The sequence below is a fragment of the Roseomonas sp. HF4 genome (assembly GCF_005222755.1).
Lineage (GTDB): Bacteria > Pseudomonadota > Alphaproteobacteria > Acetobacterales > Acetobacteraceae > Neoroseomonas.
Window position 1 is genome coordinate 123095 of record NZ_STGD01000005.1, and the last position, 16384, is coordinate 139478.

General features: G+C 70.8%; 15 protein-coding genes. 9 read left to right on the forward strand and 6 right to left on the reverse strand.

All coding sequences use genetic code 11. From position 1 onward, the window contains the following. Positions 1–10: 10 nt before the first annotated feature. From aliA to E8M80_RS09810, 4 genes are read right to left on the reverse strand one after another with little or no spacing between them, the layout of a single operon-like run. Entirely contained in the window at positions 11–1636 is a 1626-nt protein-coding gene (gene aliA / locus E8M80_RS09795; protein WP_137125504.1) for a cyclohexanecarboxylate-CoA ligase, read from the reverse strand. A gap of 19 nt (positions 1637–1655) precedes the next feature. Next, entirely contained in the window at positions 1656–2822 is a 1167-nt protein-coding gene (gene aliB, locus E8M80_RS09800) for a cyclohexanecarboxyl-CoA dehydrogenase (protein WP_137125505.1), read from the reverse strand. Next, positions 2819–3601 carry a 2-ketocyclohexanecarboxyl-CoA hydrolase gene (gene badI / locus E8M80_RS09805; RefSeq protein ID WP_137125506.1) on the reverse strand — a complete coding sequence of 261 codons (783 nt, stop codon included), beginning with the start codon at positions 3599–3601 and terminating at the stop codon, positions 2819–2821. The genes aliB and badI overlap by 4 nt, the downstream gene beginning before the upstream one ends. Positions 3602–3612: 11 nt before the next feature. Continuing rightward, positions 3613–4371 (reverse strand): SDR family oxidoreductase, encoded by a 759-nt coding sequence (locus E8M80_RS09810; protein ID WP_137125507.1) that lies wholly within the window; start codon positions 4369–4371, stop codon positions 3613–3615. 122 nt (positions 4372–4493) lie between these two features. On the opposite strand from E8M80_RS09810, the gene E8M80_RS09815 reads away from it, so the two are divergent. After that, entirely contained in the window at positions 4494–4955 is a 462-nt protein-coding gene (locus E8M80_RS09815) for a MarR family winged helix-turn-helix transcriptional regulator (RefSeq protein WP_206035603.1), read from the forward strand. A gap of 3 nt (positions 4956–4958) precedes the next feature. Here E8M80_RS09815 and E8M80_RS09820 read toward each other — a convergent pair whose 3' ends face one another. After that, positions 4959–5411 (reverse strand): GatB/YqeY domain-containing protein, encoded by a 453-nt coding sequence (locus E8M80_RS09820; RefSeq protein WP_137125509.1) that lies wholly within the window; start codon positions 5409–5411, stop codon positions 4959–4961. A 117-nt stretch (positions 5412–5528) separates the two neighbouring features. On the opposite strand from E8M80_RS09820, the gene carA reads away from it, so the two are divergent. The 8 genes from carA to E8M80_RS09860 all read left to right on the forward strand — a co-directional run bounded on the left by carA (position 5529) and on the right by E8M80_RS09860 (position 13972). Next, positions 5529–6908 carry a glutamine-hydrolyzing carbamoyl-phosphate synthase small subunit gene (gene carA, locus E8M80_RS09825; protein WP_137125510.1) on the forward strand — a complete coding sequence of 460 codons (1380 nt, stop codon included), beginning with the start codon at positions 5529–5531 and terminating at the stop codon, positions 6906–6908. Positions 6909–6936: 28 nt separating this feature from the next. Beyond that, positions 6937–7695 carry an SDR family NAD(P)-dependent oxidoreductase gene (locus E8M80_RS09830; protein ID WP_137125511.1) on the forward strand — a complete coding sequence of 253 codons (759 nt, stop codon included), beginning with the start codon at positions 6937–6939 and terminating at the stop codon, positions 7693–7695. Beyond that, positions 7695–8327, forward strand: coding sequence for a LysE family translocator (locus E8M80_RS09835; RefSeq protein WP_137125512.1), 633 nt, complete (start codon positions 7695–7697; stop codon positions 8325–8327). The genes E8M80_RS09830 and E8M80_RS09835 overlap by 1 nt, the downstream gene beginning before the upstream one ends. After that, positions 8324–8587 carry a hypothetical protein gene (locus E8M80_RS09840; RefSeq protein WP_137125513.1) on the forward strand — a complete coding sequence of 88 codons (264 nt, stop codon included), beginning with the start codon at positions 8324–8326 and terminating at the stop codon, positions 8585–8587. The genes E8M80_RS09835 and E8M80_RS09840 overlap by 4 nt, the downstream gene beginning before the upstream one ends. Next, entirely contained in the window at positions 8584–8886 is a 303-nt protein-coding gene (locus tag E8M80_RS09845) for a hypothetical protein (protein ID WP_137125514.1), read from the forward strand. Before E8M80_RS09840 ends, E8M80_RS09845 begins: the two co-directional genes overlap by 4 nt. A 3-nt stretch (positions 8887–8889) precedes the next feature. Then, positions 8890–12135 carry a carbamoyl-phosphate synthase large subunit gene (carB, locus tag E8M80_RS09850; RefSeq protein ID WP_137125515.1) on the forward strand — a complete coding sequence of 1082 codons (3246 nt, stop codon included), beginning with the start codon at positions 8890–8892 and terminating at the stop codon, positions 12133–12135. 113 nt (positions 12136–12248) lie between these two features. Beyond that, positions 12249–12722 (forward strand): transcription elongation factor GreA, encoded by a 474-nt coding sequence (greA, locus tag E8M80_RS09855; protein WP_137125516.1) that lies wholly within the window; start codon positions 12249–12251, stop codon positions 12720–12722. Between the two features lie 11 nt (positions 12723–12733). Continuing rightward, on the forward strand, positions 12734–13972 hold the full coding sequence (locus E8M80_RS09860) for a threonine ammonia-lyase (protein ID WP_240789969.1): 1239 nt from the start codon (positions 12734–12736) through the stop codon (positions 13970–13972). A 125-nt stretch (positions 13973–14097) separates the two neighbouring features. On the opposite strand, the gene E8M80_RS09865 is transcribed toward E8M80_RS09860, so the two are convergent. Beyond that, positions 14098–16371 (reverse strand): phosphate acyltransferase, encoded by a 2274-nt coding sequence (locus tag E8M80_RS09865; protein WP_137125517.1) that lies wholly within the window; start codon positions 16369–16371, stop codon positions 14098–14100. Positions 16372–16384 lie beyond the last annotated feature (13 nt).

Sequence of the window (16384 nt, forward strand, 5' to 3'; positions counted from 1 at the left end):
GCCGCGGGGGCTAGGCCGGTGACGTCCGCGCCATCTCCCGCAGCCGGAACTTCTGGATCTTGCCGCTCGGCGTGCGCGGCAGTTCCGTCACGATCTCGAGCCGCTCGGGCATGTATTGCCGCGCCATCCGCTGCTCCTGGAGGTAGGCGACCATCTCCTCCAGCGTCAGGGCGGCGCCTTCGCGCAGGCGCACATAGGCGCAGGCTCGTTCGCCGAGCCGCGCGTCGGGGAAGCCCACCACGGCGACCTCGGCGATCGCGGGATGCCGGAACAGCAGGCCCTCGACCTCGACCACGGGGATGTTCTCCCCGCCGCGGATGATGATGTCCTTCGATCGCCCGGCGATGCGGATGTAGCCCTCGGCGTCCATGCGCGCGAGGTCTCCGGTGTCGAACCACCCGTCGGGGTCCGACGGGTCGAGTTCCGGGCGCTTCAGGTAGCCCAGGAAGTTGGAGCAGCCGCGCACCTGCAGGCTGCCCTGCTCACCGGGCGGGACATTGCGCCCCTCGGCGTCGACCACGCGCAGCTCGATCCCCGGCAGGGGGCAGCCGTCGGTGGTGGTCGCCTTCTCCTCCGCGTCGTCGAGCCGCGTGGTCGTGACGGCGCCGTTCTCCGACATGCCCCAGGCGGAGACGATGGCGGCGCCGAGCGTCGGGCGCGCCTTGGCCACCAGCGCGCGCGGGATGGGCGCGCCGGCCGAGACGAAGACCCTGAGGCTCGGCGTGGCTTCGCCCGACTGCGCGACATGCTCGGTCAGGTCGTTCAGGAAAGGGGTCGCGCCCATGGTGAAGGTGGCGCCCTCGTCGCGGATCTGCCGGGCCATCTCGGGCGCCGCGAAGATGTCCTGCAGCACCGCGGTGCCGCCCAGCATGACCGGCAGCACGATGCCGTACATGAAGCCCAGCTGGTGCGCGAGCGGCGAGGGCATGTGGATCACGTCGCCCGCCCCAAGCCCCAGCCGCTCCGCGAAGGGGGCGAGGTTAGACAGCATGGTGTTCGAGCTGTGCGTCACGCCCTTGGGCTCGCCCGTGGTCCCACTGGTGTAGAGCAGCTGGATCACGTCGTCCGGGCCGGGCGGCACGGGCACGAAGCCGGCCGAGTCGCCCGCGGGCGCGAGCAGCGCGTCGAAGCCCTCGGCGCCCTCCCCGCCGACGACGACCACATGACGCAATGCCGGCAGGCGGTCCCGGACGTTCGCGACCATGGCCGGGTAGTCGAAGCCGCGGAAACGGGCCGGCACCACCAGAACCTTCGCTTCCGCCAGCGCCAGCATGAAGCCGAGCTCGCGTTCGCGGAAGATCACCATCAGCGGGTTGCTGACCGCGCCGAGCTTCAGGCAGGCGAGATGCAGGACGGAGAATTCCCACCAGTTCGGCAGCTGGAAGGAGACGACGTCGCCGCGCCCCACGCCGCGTTCACGCAGCGACATGGCGACCAGCGTCGAGAGCCGGTCGAGCCCGCCATAGGTGATCCGCCGCGCCGCCCCGCCCTCGGACCGGCGGGCCACGATGGCCGTGTGGTCCGGGCGCCCCGCCACCGCGCGCGCCAGGTGGTCGAGCAGCGTCTCGTCGCGCCAATGCCCGGCCGCGCGCATCGCCGCGCGCCGGGCGGCCAGCCGGTCCCGATCCGTGTCCATGCGTCCTCCCTTCGCCCGCTCAGCGGCGGGTCGCGTATTGCACGGCGGCCTTGCCGGCCCGTTCGCGTGCGACGATCAGCTTCATGATCTGCGCGGTGCCGTCGCCGATCTCGAGGCCCATGACGTCGCGCAGCCGCTGCTGGTGCGGCATGTCGAGCGACCAGCCGTAGTGGCCGTGCGTCAGCAGGCACTGGTGGATGACGTCGACCGCGGTCTTGGGGCCGAGCCACTTGCACATGGCGGCCTCGGCGGTGTGCGGCGCGCCCTCGTCGCGCAGGCGGAGCGCGTGGTAGCAGAGCTGACGTATGGCGGCGATCAGCCCTTCCCCCTCGGCCAGCGGGAAGGTGACGCCCTGGTACTGCGCGATCGGCGCGCCGAAGGCCTCGCGGCCCTGCACATAGGCCCAGGATTCGTCGAGCGAGGCCTGCGCCGCCGCGCAGCATTGCAGCCCGATCAGGGCGCGCGAATAGTCGAAGCCCTGCATCACCTGCACGAAGCCCATGCCTTCCTCGGCGAGCCGGTTCGCCGCCGGGATGCGGACATCGTCGAAGAAAATGGAGCCGCGCCCGATCGCATGGCTGCCGAGGTCGCGGAAGCGCGTGGTGGCCACGCCCTTGGTGTCCATGGGCACGAGGAAGGCCGAGACGCCGCGCGCCCCCGCGTCCGCCGCGCCGGTGCGCGCGAAGATCACCGCGGCATCCGCCTGGTCGGCCATGCTGATCGAGGTCTTCTCCCCGTTCAGCACGTAGTCGCCGCCGTCGCGCCGCGCCGAGAGCTGCAGGTTGGCCGCATCCGACCCGCCGCGCGGCTCGGTCAGGGCGATGCAGGTGAGCGCCTCCCCCGAGACGATGCGCGGAATCCATTCGCCCGCGAGGGCCGGAGCGGCGTGCCGCGCGATGATCTGCCCGTTCAGCGAGGCGAGCAGCGGGATGTAGCTGACGTTGATGTCGGCATGGGCCAGCGCCTCGATCGCGAGGCCGGCCGTGACCGAAGGCGCGCCGAGCCCGCCATGCTCCTCCGGCAGGTCGGCGCCGATCAGGCCGAGCGCGCCCATCTCCCGCACCAGGTCGCGGTCAACGCGCGCCGCCTTCTCCCGCGCCATGTAGCCGGGCGCGATGCGATCGCGCGCGAAGCGGCGCGCCGCCTCCTGGATCTCGCGCTGCTCGGGCGTGAGGGTGCCCGTCACTTCTGGTGCTTCCGGAAGTCCGGCTTGCGCTTCTCGTTGAAGGCGCGGACGCCCTCGCGGCTTTCCTCGGTGGCATAGTACATCGCCAGCGCCTGCATCCCCATGCCGCCGATGCCGCGGATGCTGTCGCTGTCGGCGTTGAAGGACCGCTTGGCGATGGCGATGGCGGTCGGGCTCTTTTCCAGGATCTCGGCGCACCATTTCGCCACTTCCGCATCCAGCTGGTCGTGCGGGACCACGCAGTTCACGAGGCCCATGGCCATGGCCTCGGCCGCGGTGTAGCGGCGGCAGAGGTACCAGATCTCGCGCGCCTTCTTCTCGCCGACGATGCGCGCGAGGAGTGCGGTGCCGAAGCCGGGATCGACCGAGCCGACCTTGGGTCCCACCTGGCCGAACTGCGCCTTCTCGGACGCGATGGTGAGGTCGCAGATGGTGGCGAGCACGTTGCCGCCGCCGATCGCATAGCCCTGCACGCGGGCGATCACGGGCTTGGGCACTTCGCGGATGATGGACTGCAGTTCCTCGACCGGCAGGCCGATGATGCCGCGGCCGTCGTAGTTGCCGTCATGGGCCGACTGGTCGCCGCCGGTGCAGAAGGCACGGTCGCCGGTTCCGGTCAGCACGATCACGCCCACCGCCTTGTCCCAGCCTGCCTTGTTGAAGGCGTGGATCAGCTCCTCGCAGGTCTTGCCACGAAAGGCATTCATCACCTTGGGGCGGTTGATCGCGATGGTCGCGACCCCGCCCTCGACGGTGAACAGGATGTCCTCGTAGGTCATGGGTCGCTCCTTCAACCGGCCATGGTCAGGCCGCCGGAGACGCTCAGCACCTGGCCGGTGATGTAGGCGGCGTCGTCGGAGGCGAAGAACAGGATCGCGCCGGGCAGGTCGTCGGGCGTGCCGATGCGGCCCATGGGCACGGCGCGGCGGAAGGCCTCGTCCAGCTTCTCGGGATTGCCGGCGCCCTGCTTGTAGCCGGCGAACAGGGCGGTGTCGGTCGGCCCGGGGCAGACCACGTTCACGGTGATGCCGTGCCGTGCGTGTTCGCGCGCGAGGGTCTTGGAAAAGCCGAGCAGCCCGGCCTTGCAGGCGGCGTAGACCGCTTCCCCGGACGAGCCCACGCGCGCGGCGTCGGAAGCGATGTTGACGATCCGCCCGGCGCGCCGCGCCAACATCCCCGGCAGCACCGCGTGGTGCATGTTGAGCGCGCCGACCAGGTTGATGTCGATGAGCTTCCGCCATTCCTCGGGCGTGCTGTCCTTGAACAGGCGGAAGATGTCCCAGCCGGCATTGTTCACCAGCGCATGGACCGGGCCGAGCGCGGCCTCTGCCGCCGCGACGGCCGCGGCGGTGGCGGCGTGGTCGGTGATGTCGCAGGCAAAGGCGCGGGCGGCGTCGCCGATCTCCGCCGCGAGCCGCCCCGCGGCGGCGGCGTCGATGTCAAATACCGCGACGCGGGCGCCTTCCCCCGCGAAGCGACGACAGGTTGCGCTGCCGATGCCGCCGGCGCCGCCCGTGACGATGACCACCCTGTCCCTGAGACCGCGCATGTCGCCTCCTTACTGGCGGCGTTGATATGACAATGGTATGCTATATTCAACATTAAAATGGCAAGGCATTGATGGATCAATCCACGACCGCCGGGGCACAGGACGAAAAGGCGAGGTTCGACATGGCGAACCGCCTGTTCCTGCGGCTCTACCAGGCGTCCAACCTCATGCATAAGACCGGCACGCGCGCGGTCAGCGGCTTCGGCGCGACCACGCAGCAATGGGCGGTGCTGGGCGCGCTGTCGCGGCCAGCGGCCCGCGAGCGCGGCATGACGGTCAAGGAGTTGATCGGCTTCCTGATGGTCAGCCGGCAGAACCTGACCGCCGTGCTGGACCGGCTCGAGAAGGCCGGGCTGGTCGAGCGCGCGCGCAGCGCCGGCGCGGACGGGCGGCTCCGGCATGTGCGGCTGACCCGGCACGGCGCCGCCACCTGGGCCGAGATGCTGGGCAGCATCCGCCAGTACTACGATGCGGCGCTGGCCGGATTCTCGACCGAGGAATGCGTCACGCTGTTTCGGCTGCTCGACCGCCTGCGCGACGGGCTCGGCGCGCTGCAGGGGGCCGAGCCGGACGCCCCCGCCTGACCCTCAGCCGCCGAGGCGCGCCTTCACCATCGGCCCGGCCTTGGCCATGTCGAGCGTCGCGGCGTGCTTCGCGCGGAGCGCCGCCATCACCTTGCCCATGTCCTTGATCGAGGCGGCGCCGGTCTCGGCCACCGCGGCGGCGACCGCGGCTTCCATCGCGGCCTCGTCCATCTGCTGCGGCAGGAAGCCCTCGATCACAGCGATCTCGGCTTCCTCCTTCGCCGCGAGTTCCTCGCGCCCGCCCTGGCGGTACATCACGACGCTCTCGGCCCGCGACTTCGCCATGCCGCGGAGCATGCCGATGATCGCGGCGTCATCCACCGGCGGGCCCGGCCGCGCGGCGATGTCGGTGTCCTTCAGCTTCGCCTGGATCATGCGCAGCGTGGAGACGCGCGCGGCATCGCCGGCGCGCATCGCGGCCTTCAGGTCATCCGTCAGTCGGTCGCGGAGCGACATGGCAGGGGTCCTCGGTCTGATGTAGCCGATATAGCGCGCCCCACGCCTGGGAGGAAACTTCCCAGCCGCCGCGATTGGTCTTGCGGTGGGAAATCACTTCCCGGTATCAGGACGTCCATGCGCACCGTGGAAGAGATCATCGACCTGCTCGGCGGCCCCGAGGCCGCGGCGACGCGCTGCGGCGTCGGCACCGAGGCGATCCGCAAATGGCGTCAGGCCCGCGCCGTGCCGGCGAAGCACTGGCCCGCAGTCCTGGCCGCGACCGGCCTCGCGCTCTCGGACCTGCCAGGCGCGCCGCCCGAAACCCCAAAGACGGAGCCCCCCATGGCCTCTGCCGATACCCCCCCGGAGGGCGCCACCGGGTGCCTGGTGCTGGCCGACGGGACGGTCTTCTGGGGCCGAGGCTTCGGCGCCGAGGCCGCCATGGTGGGCGAGATCTGCTTCAACACCGGCATGACGGGCTACCAGGAAACCCTGACCGACCCGTCCTACGCCGGGCAGGTCATCACCTTCACCTTCCCCCATATCGGCAATGTCGGCACCAACCCCGAGGACCTCGAGAGCCTGACGCCGGCCGCGCGCGGGCTGATCGTCAAGCAGGACGTGACCGAGCCGGCCAACTGGCGGTCGACGAAGCACCTCGATGCCTGGCTCGTCTCGCACGGCATCCCGGGCCTCGCGGGCGTCGACACGCGGGCGCTGACGGCCCGGATCCGCGATGGCGGCGCGCCGAACGGCGTGATCTGCCACCGCGCGGACGGGCGCTTCGACATCCCCGCCCTGAAGGCGCAGGCGGCCGACTGGCCGGGCCTCGAAGGCATGGACCTGGCGAAGGAGGTCTCCTGCCGCCAGACCTACAGCTGGGACGAGACGGAATGGGCCTGGCCCGAAGGCTTCGGCCGGCAGACGGCGCCGAAGCACAAGGTCGTCGCCGTGGACTACGGCGCGAAACGCAACATCCTGCGCTGCCTGGCCTCGGCAGGCTGCGACGTGGTGGTCGTGCCGGCGACGACGACCGCCGAGGAGATCCTGGCGCACAAGCCGGACGGCGTGTTCCTGTCGAACGGCCCGGGTGACCCTGCCGCGACCGGCGCCTACGCCATCCCCGCGATCCAGGGCGTGCTGGCGGCGCGGCTGCCGGTTTTCGGCATCTGCCTGGGCCACCAGCTGCTCTCGCTGGCGCTGGGGGCCAGGACCTACAAGCTCGCGCGCGGGCATCGCGGCGCCAACCAGCCGGTGAAGGACCTCGAGACCGGGAAGGTGGAGATCACGTCCCAGAACCACGGCTTCGCGGTCGATCCGAAGACCCTGCCGGCGCATGCGAAGGTGACGCATGTCTCGTTGTTCGACGGCACGAACGAGGGGATCGCGGCGACCGACCGGCCGGCCTTCAGCGTGCAGTATCACCCGGAGGCAAGCCCCGGCCCCTCCGACAGCCACTATCTGTTCGGCCGCTTCGTCGCAATGATCGAGGCGCACAAAGCCGGCCGCGCCTGAGCGGACGGCGCCAGGGAAGGGGAAGCGCATGTTCGATCTCACCGGGCGCGCGGCGCTCGTCACGGGCGGCAATGGCGGCATCGGCCTCGGCTTCGCGCGGGGCCTCGCGAAAGCTGGCGCGGCGGTGACGGTGGCCGGGCGCAACACGGCCAAGAACGCCGCCGCCGTCGCCGAGCTGACGGCGCTCGGCGCCCGCGCCTACAGCATCGAGGTGGACGTCACCGACGAGGCGTCCATCCGCGCCATGGTCACGACCGCGGCCGAACGGATGGGCGGGCTCGACATCCTGGTGAACAACGCCGGCACCAACATCCGAAACCGCCCGGAACTGGTGCGCATGGAGGACTGGCACACGGTGCTGGCCACCAACCTGACCTCCGGCATGATCGCGAGCCAGGCGGCGCATCCGCACCTGAAGGCGGGCGGCGTCGGGCGGGTCATCAACAACGGCTCGATGCTGTCGATCTTCGGCCTGCCCTTCCATGCCGCCTATGGCGCGTCGAAGGGCGGCGTCGTGCAGATGACGAAGTCGATGGCGGTGGCCTGGGCGCAGGACGGCATCACCGTGAACGTCGTGCTGCCGGGCTGGATCGACACGGACCTGACGAAGAAGGCGCGGCAGGACATGACGACCCTGCACGAGGACGTGCTGCGGCGCAGCCCGATCAAGCGCTGGGGCGACCCGCGCGACTTCGAGGGCGTCGCGGCCTTCCTCGCCTCCGACGCGGCAGCGTTCATCACCGGGGTGGCGATCCCGGTGGATGGCGGGTTCTCGGTCCACGGGTGATGCCCAGCGTCGAGACGCTGCTGGTCTTCGCCGCGCTGTCCGTCGGCCTGGCGGCGACGCCGGGGCCGAACATGCTCTACCTCGTCTCGCGCGCGCTGGCGCAGGGGACGGGGGCGGGCATGGTGTCGCTGGTCGGCTGCCAGGCGGGCTCGCTGGTCATCATGATCTGCGCGGCGGCGGGGCTGACCGCCGCGTTGTTCGCCGTGCCGCTGGCCTGGGACGTGCTGCGCCTCGGCGGCGCCGCCTACCTCGCGGTCCTCGCCTGGCAATGCGTGCGGCCAGGCGGCCAGCCGATCTTCTCCCCCCGCCCGCTGCCGCGGGAGCCGGCCGCGCGGCTGTTCTCGGTGGGCTTCGCGACGGCGGCGCTGAACCCCAAGGTCGCGCTGTTCTACGTGGCCGTGCTGCCGCCCTTCATCGACCCGGGCCTCGGCAGCATCTTCGTGCAAGGCGCGATCCTGGGCGCGGTGCAGATCGGCGTCGCCATCCTGTTCGACGGCGCGCTGGTGTGGGGCGCGGCCGGCGTCGCGCGCTTCCTCGGCACGCGGCCGGCCTGGATGGCCGCGCAGCGCTGGATCCTCGGCGCGGCGCTGGCGCTCATCGCCGTCAAGCTCGCGACGGAGAGCCGGTCGTGACCGAAGGCGCGATGGGCCTCTTTGCGCTGGCCTATTCCGGGCTGGTGCTGTTCGTCCTCGCGGGCAGCCTGCGCAAGGTGCTGCCACCGGTGCGGGCCGCGCTCGCGGCCTTCGCGCTCTCGGCCGCCGTGCATGGCGCGACGACGCTCATGGCGGGCGAGCATGCGCTGCCCGCCCTCGCCTTCTGGGGCGTCCCGCATCTGCTGATCCTGCCGCTGCTGCTGGTCAGCGCGCGGCGCCAGTCGGACGGGGCGCGATGATGCTCTACGGCCTCGATGCCATGGCGCATGGCGGGCTCGCGGCGCTGGTCGCGCTGCTGCCGGCCGTGGTCCTGTTCTGGCGCGCCACGGCGCCGCTCGCTGCCGGGGCACGCGCGCTGCGCCCCTTCGTCGCCTGCTGCGCGGCCTTCGGCGTGGCCGTCGCGGCCGCCGGCACCTGGGCGCTCGGCTTCGAGCGCCAGGGCTATGCCGACGAGGCGATGGCCGGCGCGCTGATCCTGGGCGGGGCGGCGGCCCTGGTCGCCTTCCTCATCCTCATTCTTCTTCCGCGGAAAGCCTGACCCATGCCGAAGCGCACCGACATCAAGTCCATCCTCATCATCGGCGCCGGCCCGATCGTCATCGGCCAGGCCTGCGAGTTCGACTATTCCGGCGCCCAGGCCTGCAAGGCGCTGCGCGCCGAGGGCTACCGCGTCATCCTGGTGAACTCGAACCCGGCCACCATCATGACCGACCCGGGGCTCGCGGACGCGACCTACATCGAGCCGATCACCGTCGAGATCGTCGAGAAGATCATCGCCAAGGAGCGCCCCGACGCGCTGCTGCCGACCATGGGCGGGCAGACCGCGCTCAACACCTCGCTGAAGCTGGCCGAGGCCGGCGTCCTCGAGAAATACGGCTGCGAGCTGATCGGCGCCAAGGCCGAGGTGATCGACAAGGCGGAGGACCGCCAGAAGTTCCGCAATGCCATGACCAAGATCGGCATCGAGAGCCCGCGCAGCGAGATCGCCCACACCATGCCCGAGGCCTGGGAGGCGCTGAAGGTGGTCGGCCTGCCCTGCGTCATCCGCCCGTCCTTCACGCTGGGCGGCACCGGCGGCGGCATCGCCTACAACCGGGAGGAATTCGACCAGATCGTCGCCTCCGGCCTCGCCGCCTCAATGACGACTGAGGTGCTGATCGAGGAAAGCGTGCTCGGCTGGAAGGAATTCGAGATGGAGGTGGTCCGCGACCGCGCGGACAACTGCATCATCATCTGCTCGATCGAGAACCTCGACGCGATGGGCGTGCACACCGGCGACAGCGTGACCATCGCGCCGGCGCTGACGCTGACCGACAAGGAATACCAGCGCATGCGCGACGCCTCGATCGCGTGCCTGCGCGAGATCGGCGTCGATACCGGCGGGTCGAACGTGCAGTTCGGCATCAACCCGGCTGATGGCCGCATGGTCATCATCGAGATGAACCCGCGCGTGTCGCGGTCCTCCGCGCTGGCCTCGAAGGCCACGGGCTTCCCGATCGCGAAGGTCGCGGCGAAGCTCGCCGTCGGCTACACGCTCGACGAATTGCAGAACGACATCACCATGGTCACGCCGGCGTCGTTCGAGCCGACCATCGACTACGTGGTGGTCAAGATCCCGCGCTTCACCTTCGAGAAGTTCCCGGGCACGCCGTCCACGCTCACCACCTCGATGAAGTCGGTGGGCGAGACCATGGCGATCGGCCGGTCCTTCGCCGAGGCCCTGCAGAAGGGGCTGCGCGGGCTGGAGACCGGACTGTCCGGCCTGGATGAGGTGCCGGTGCCGGGCGATGGTTCCGCGCAGGCCTTCCACGCCGCGCTCGCAACCCCGCGGCCCGACCGCGTGCTGATGGCGGCGCAGGCGATGCGCGCCGGCGTGTCGCTCGAGGAGATCCACGAGGCTTCGAAGTTCGACCCCTGGTTCCTGCGCGAGGTCGAGAAGATCGTCGCCGCCGAGGCCGAGTTGCGCGCCAAGGGCCTGCCTCGGACGGCGCATGCGATGCGCGGGCTGAAGGCGCTGGGCTTCTCCGACACGCGCCTCGCGGCCATCGCCGGGGTGAAGGAGGCGGAGGTCGCGGCGCTGCGCGGCCGCCTCGGCGTGCAGCCGGTCTACAAGCGGATCGACACCTGCGCGGCCGAGTTCGCATCCGAGACGCCCTACATGTACTCGACCTACGAAGGCGGCTTCGGCGTGCCCGAGTGCGAATCCCGGCCGACCGCGCGGCAGAAGGTGGTCATCCTGGGCGGTGGCCCGAACCGCATCGGCCAGGGCATCGAGTTCGACTATTGCTGCGTCCACGCCTGCTACGCGCTGCGCGACGCCGGCTTCGAGACCATCATGGTCAACTGCAACCCCGAGACGGTATCGACAGACTACGACACCTCCGACCGCCTGTACTTCGAGCCGCTGACCGCCGAGGACGTGATCGCGCTGATCCGCAAGGAACAGGAAAGCGGCGAGGTGCTCGGCTGCATCGTGCAGTATGGCGGGCAGACGCCGCTCAAGCTCAGCCAGGCGCTGCACAAGGCGGGCATCCCGATCCTCGGCACCAGCGCGGAAGCGATCGACATCGCCGAGGACCGCGAGCGCTTCCAGCACCTGCTGCGCGGGCTCGGCCTCAGGCAGCCGCAGAACGGCACCGCGCGCTCCCTGGACGAGGCGGTGCGGGAGGCCAACCGCATCGGCTACCCGGTCGTGGTGCGCCCGTCCTACGTGCTCGGCGGCCGGGCGATGGAGATCGCCCACAACGACGAGCAGCTCCGCCGCTTCGGCGCCGAGGCGGTGAAGGTCTCGGGCGAGAACCCGATCCTGATCGACCAGTACCTGGCCGACGCGATCGAGGTGGACGTGGACTGCATCTGCGACGCGGAGGGTCGCGTCTACGTGGCCGGCGTCATGGAGCACATCGAGGAAGCCGGCATCCATTCGGGCGACAGCGCCTGCTCCCTCCCGCCCTATTCGCTTCCCCCCGCGATCGTGACGGAGCTCAAGGCCGAGACCGAAGCGATGGCCCGCGCGCTCAAGGTCCAGGGCCTGATGAACGTGCAGTATGCGGTGAAGGACGGGGAGATCTTCGTGCTCGAGGTGAACCCGCGCGCGTCGCGCACCGTGCCCTTCGTGGCCAAGGCGACGGGCGTCGCGGTCGCCAAGATCGGCGCGCGCGTCATGGCCGGCGCCCGGCTCGCGGACTTCAACCTCGACGACGACGCGGTCTCCCGCCATGTCGCGGTGAAGGAGGCGGTCTTCCCCTTCAACCGCTTCCCGAACGTGGACGTCATCCTCGGGCCCGAGATGAAGTCGACCGGGGAGGTGATGGGCCTCGACCTTTCCTTCGAGAGGGCCTTCCTCAAGTCCCAGCTCGGCGCGGGCGTGAAGCTGCCGGAGGGCGGCACGGCTTTCATCTCGGTCAAGGACAGCGACAAGGCGGCCGCCGTGACGCTGGCGCGGCGCCTGACCGACATGGGCTTCGCGCTGGCCGCGACCCGCGGCACGGCGGCCCGTATCCGGGAGGCTGGGCTCGAGGTCCAGGTCATCAACAAGGTGCTGGAAGGCCGGCCGCATTGTGTGGACGCCATCAAGTCCGGCGACATCCAGCTGGTCATCAATACGACCGGGGGCGGGCAGTCGGTGGCGGACAGCTTCGACATCCGCCGCAGTGCGCTGACGCACGGCATCCCGCACTACACGACGGCCGCCGGGGCCCGGGCGGCGGTGCACGCCGTCGCGGCGCTGAAGGCCGGAACCCTTGATGTGGCCCCCCTCCAGGCGTATTTTACTTCGTCGTTCTGACCACATGGGGGCCGCTTGCGGCCCCCGTGGCGTCTTCCCCCCACCGACCGCCAGGCCTGGCTGAACCGGACCGAGGGCCGGGGGGGCGAAGCCATTACTGGGAAGGGTTCGCCGTGCAGAAGTTCCCGATGACCGCCGAGGGTCTCGCGCGTCTGGAAGAGGAGCTGAAGGTGCTGAAGGGCGAGGAGCGTCCGGCCATCATCCGGGCGATCGCCGAGGCGCGCGCGCATGGCGACCTCTCCGAGAACGCGGAATACCACGCCGCGCGGGAACGGCAATCCTTCATCGAGGGCCGCATCGCGGAACTGGAAAGCATCATCCCCGCAGTCGACGTCATCGACGTCGCCCGCTTCGCCGGCGACAAGGTGCTGTTCGGCGCCCATGTCACGATCCTCGATGAGGAGAGCGAGGACGAGAAGACCTACCGCATCGTCGGCCAGTACGAGGCTGACATGAAGAACGGGTCGATCTCCGTCACCTCGCCGCTGGCCAAGGCGCTGATGGGCAAGACGGTCGGCGACAGCGTCGAGGTTCCGGCCCCGGGCGGCGCCCGCTCGGTCGAGATCACCGCAGTCCGCTTCGCCTGAGGGGCGCCACCATGCCGCCGCGCGCCATGGAGGCGGGGACGCCCGCGCCGAGCGTCACGCTCGCCGACATCCGGGCCGCGGCGGGTCGCATCGGCGGCGCGGTGCTCCGCACGCCGACGATCGACAGCCCCGCGGTCAGCCGGGCCTCGGGCACACGGGTCTTCCTCAAGCTCGACAACCTGCAGGCGACCGGCGCCTTCAAGGAACGCGGCGCGGCCAACCGGCTCGCGCTGCTGACGGCGCGCGAGAAGGCGGCCGACGTCGTCGCCATGTCGGCCGGCAACCACGCCCAGGCGGTCGCGCGCCACGCGCAGCTGGCCGGCGTCGCGGCCACCATCGTCATGCCGAAATTCACCCCGGCGACGAAGGTGGTGCGGACCGAATCCTGGGGTGCCCGCGTCGTGCTGCACGGGGAGACGCTGGCCGAGGCCGCCGCCCATGCACACGACCTGGCGCTGAGGGAAGGGCTGGTCTTCATCCATCCCTACGACGATCCGGCCGTCATAGCCGGCCAGGGCACCATGGTGCTCGAGATGCTGGAGGACGCGCCGGAGATCGAAGCGCTCGTGATCCCGGTCGGCGGCGGCGGGCTTTGCGCCGGCATCGCCAGCGCGGTGGCCGAGCTCCGCCCCGCCCTGCCGGTCTTCGGCGTCGAGGTCGAGGGCTATCCGGCCATGGCGCAGCGGCTCGCGGGCCAGCCGGTCTCGGTCGGCGGCCCCACCATCGCGGAAGGCATCGCCGTGCGCGACGTGGGGGAATTGCCGCTCGCGATCCTCCGCCGCCTCGGCATCGAGGTGCTGTTGGTGCCGGAACGTGCGGTGGAACAGGCGGTCGCCCTGCTGGCCGAAGGCGCCAAGGTGGTGGCCGAGGGCGCCGGCGCGGCCGGGCTCGCCGCCATCCTGACCTATCCGGAGCGGTTCCGCGGCCGCGTCGTCGGCACCACGGTCTGCGGCGGCAACATCGACGCCCGCGCCCTGTCCAACGTGCTGCTGCGCCAGCTGCTGCGCGACGGGCGCATCCTCAGGCTGCATTTCGATATCCCCGACCGGCCGGGCGTGCTCGCCGACATCGCGAAGCGCATCTCGGACATGGGCGGCAACGTGATCGAGGTGAAGCACCAGCAGCTGTTCGGCGCGCCGACCGTGCAATCGACGGAGCTGCACCTGATGGTGGAGGTGCGCGACGGCGCCCAGGGCGACGCGATCATCGCCGCGCTCGAGGCCGGGGACTACGTCGTCCGGCGAGGCTGAGGTTCATGCCCCCGGTCGAGTTCATCGACCGGTGGTATTCGCATTTTCTCTTGCCCTCGGGCGCCGGGCTTCCGGCGGGCCGCATTCGCGGCCTCGGCACGGGTCGACGCCTCGTGCCGTTCGCATCATGCCGCGGCGTTCGCCTGCGCCACCGCCAGCGCCGTCACGTTGAGGATGCCGCGCGCGGTCACGCTCGGCACCAGCACGTGGATCGGCTTGTTCATGCCGAGCAGCAGCGGGCCGAGCTGCAGCCCGTCGGTCGCCGCCTTCACCAGGTTGAAGGCGATGTTGGCGGCGTCGATGCCCGGCATGACCAGCAGGTTCGCCGCCCCGTCGAGCGTGCTGTCGGGCACGGCGCGGGCACGGATCGCGGGAATGAGCGCGGCGTCTGCGTGCATCTCCCCATCCACTTCCAAGGCCGGGTCGGCCTGCCGGACCAGGGCGAGCGCCTGGCGCATCCGCCGCGCGGAGGGCGCGTGGCTGGCGCCGAAAGATGAATGCGACAGCAGCGCCACCTTGGGCGTCAGGCCGAAGGCGCGCACCTGCTCGGCCGCCAGCAGCGTCATCTCGGCGATCTGCGCGGGCGTCGGCTCGACGCAGAGATGCGTGTCGACGACGAAGAGGTGCTCCCCCGCGCGCGTGACGACGCCTGACAGCGCATAGACACGCCCGGCATCATCACGCTTGCCGATGATGTCGAGCACATGGGTCCATTGACCCATCCAGTCGCCGAGGCCGCCGCAGATGGCGGCGTCCGCGTGGCCGGCCTCGAGCAGCAGGGCGGCGGCGACGGCAGGGCGCGTCTGCACACGCTTGGCCGCCGCGTCGGGCGGCGTGCCGCGCCGGCCGACCTTGCGGCGATAAAGGTCGGCCAGCGGGCCGAAGACATCCGCATCGACCGCCGGGTCCAGGATGCGCACGCTCTCGCCGAGCGCCATGCGCAGGCCAAGCGCGGCGACCTTGGCCGCGATCACCTCGCGCCGCCCGACCAGGATCGGCTCGGCGATGCCCTCGTCCACGACCGACTGGACGGCGCGCAGCGTCCGCTCGTCCTCGCCCTCCGCATAGGCGACGCGGCGCGGGCGGGCGCGCGCCGCCTCAAAGACAGGGCGCATCAGGTTGCCGGAGCGGAAGACGTTGCGCTCGAGCTCGCGGCGATAGGCGGCGAAATCGGCGATCGGGCGCGTGGCGACGCCGCTGTCCATCGCCGCGCGCGCGACCGCCGGCGCGATCTCGAGGATCAGGCGCGGGTCGAAGGGCTTGGGGATGATGTAGTCGGCACCGAAGACCGGCGCCTGGCCGCCATAGGCCGCGGCGACGACCTCGCTCGCCTCCACGCGCGCCAGCGCCGCAATGGCATCCGCCGCGGCGATCTTCATCGCCTCGTTGATCGTGGTGGCGCCGACGTCGAGCGCGCCGCGGAAGATGAAGGGGAAGCAGAGGACGTTGTTGACCTGGTTCGGGTAGTCTGTACGGCCCGTCGCGACGATCGCGTCCGGCCGCGCGGCGCGCACAGCCTCGGGCAGGATCTCGGGCTCGGGGTTCGCGAGCGCCAGGACCAGCGGCTTCGGCGCCAGGTGCTTCAGCCATTCGGGCTTGAGCACCCGCGGTGCCGACAGGCCGAGGAAGACATCGGCGCCGGGCAGCGCGTCCTCCAGCGTCCGCGCCTCGGTCTCGCGCGCCCAGGCGGCCTTGTAGGGGTCGAGGTCGTCGCGCCCGCTGTGGATCACGCCGCCGATGTCGCAGATGGTCACGTTCTCGCGCTTCAGGCCCATCGAGACCAGCAGGTCGAGGCAGGCGAGCGCGGCGGCGCCGCCGCCCGTGTTGACCAGGCGCACATCCTCGATCCGCTTGCCCTGCAGCAGCAGCCCGTTGCGCACCGCGGCGGCGACGATGATGGCGGTGCCGTGCTGGTCGTCGTGGAAGACCGGGATCTTCATCCGCTGCCGCAGCGTGCGCTCGATGACGAAGCACTCCGGGGCCTTGATGTCCTCGAGGTTGATGGCGCCGAAGGACGGCTCGAGCGCGGCGACCACTTCGATGAACTTCGCGGGGTCGCGTTCGTCCACCTCGATGTCGATGGAATCGATGCCGGCAAACTTCTTGAACAGCACCGCCTTGCCCTCCATCACGGGCTTGGAGGCGAGCGCGCCGATGGCGCCGAGGCCGAGCACGGCGGTGCCGTTGGTGATGACGGCGACCATGTTGCCGCGCGTGGTGTAGTCGTAGGCTGCGGCCGGGTCGGCGGCGATCGCCTCGCAGGCGGCGGCGACGCCCGGCGAATAGGCGAGGCCGAGGTCACGCTGCGTCGCCATGCGCTTGGTGGGCTCGACCGCCAGTTTCCCGGGGCGGGGAAGGCGGTGATAGTCGAGCGCGGCGCGGCGGAAATCATCATCCATGAACGGCACCTCC

What these genes read in the sequence shown, in the direction of transcription:
- carB (WP_137125515.1), top strand. Translation starts at nt 8,890, where the DNA reads ATGCCGAAGCGCACCGACATCAAGTCCATCCTCATCATCGGCGCCGGC.
- E8M80_RS09830 (WP_137125511.1), top strand. Translation starts at nt 6,937, where the DNA reads ATGTTCGATCTCACCGGGCGCGCGGCGCTCGTCACGGGCGGCAATGGC.
- carA (WP_137125510.1), top strand. Translation starts at nt 5,529, where the DNA reads ATGCGCACCGTGGAAGAGATCATCGACCTGCTCGGCGGCCCCGAGGCC.
- E8M80_RS09820 (WP_137125509.1), bottom strand. Translation starts at nt 5,411, where the DNA reads ATGTCGCTCCGCGACCGACTGACGGATGACCTGAAGGCCGCGATGCGC.
- badI (WP_137125506.1), bottom strand. Translation starts at nt 3,601, where the DNA reads ATGACCTACGAGGACATCCTGTTCACCGTCGAGGGCGGGGTCGCGACC.
- E8M80_RS09835 (WP_137125512.1), top strand. Translation starts at nt 7,695, where the DNA reads ATGCCCAGCGTCGAGACGCTGCTGGTCTTCGCCGCGCTGTCCGTCGGC.
- E8M80_RS09815 (WP_206035603.1), top strand. Translation starts at nt 4,494, where the DNA reads ATGGCGAACCGCCTGTTCCTGCGGCTCTACCAGGCGTCCAACCTCATG.
- E8M80_RS09810 (WP_137125507.1), bottom strand. Translation starts at nt 4,371, where the DNA reads ATGCGCGGTCTCAGGGACAGGGTGGTCATCGTCACGGGCGGCGCCGGC.
- E8M80_RS09845 (WP_137125514.1), top strand. Translation starts at nt 8,584, where the DNA reads ATGATGCTCTACGGCCTCGATGCCATGGCGCATGGCGGGCTCGCGGCG.
- aliA (WP_137125504.1), bottom strand. Translation starts at nt 1,636, where the DNA reads ATGGACACGGATCGGGACCGGCTGGCCGCCCGGCGCGCGGCGATGCGC.
- E8M80_RS09865 (WP_137125517.1), bottom strand. Translation starts at nt 16,371, where the DNA reads ATGGATGATGATTTCCGCCGCGCCGCGCTCGACTATCACCGCCTTCCC.
- E8M80_RS09860 (WP_240789969.1), top strand. Translation starts at nt 12,734, where the DNA reads ATGCCGCCGCGCGCCATGGAGGCGGGGACGCCCGCGCCGAGCGTCACG.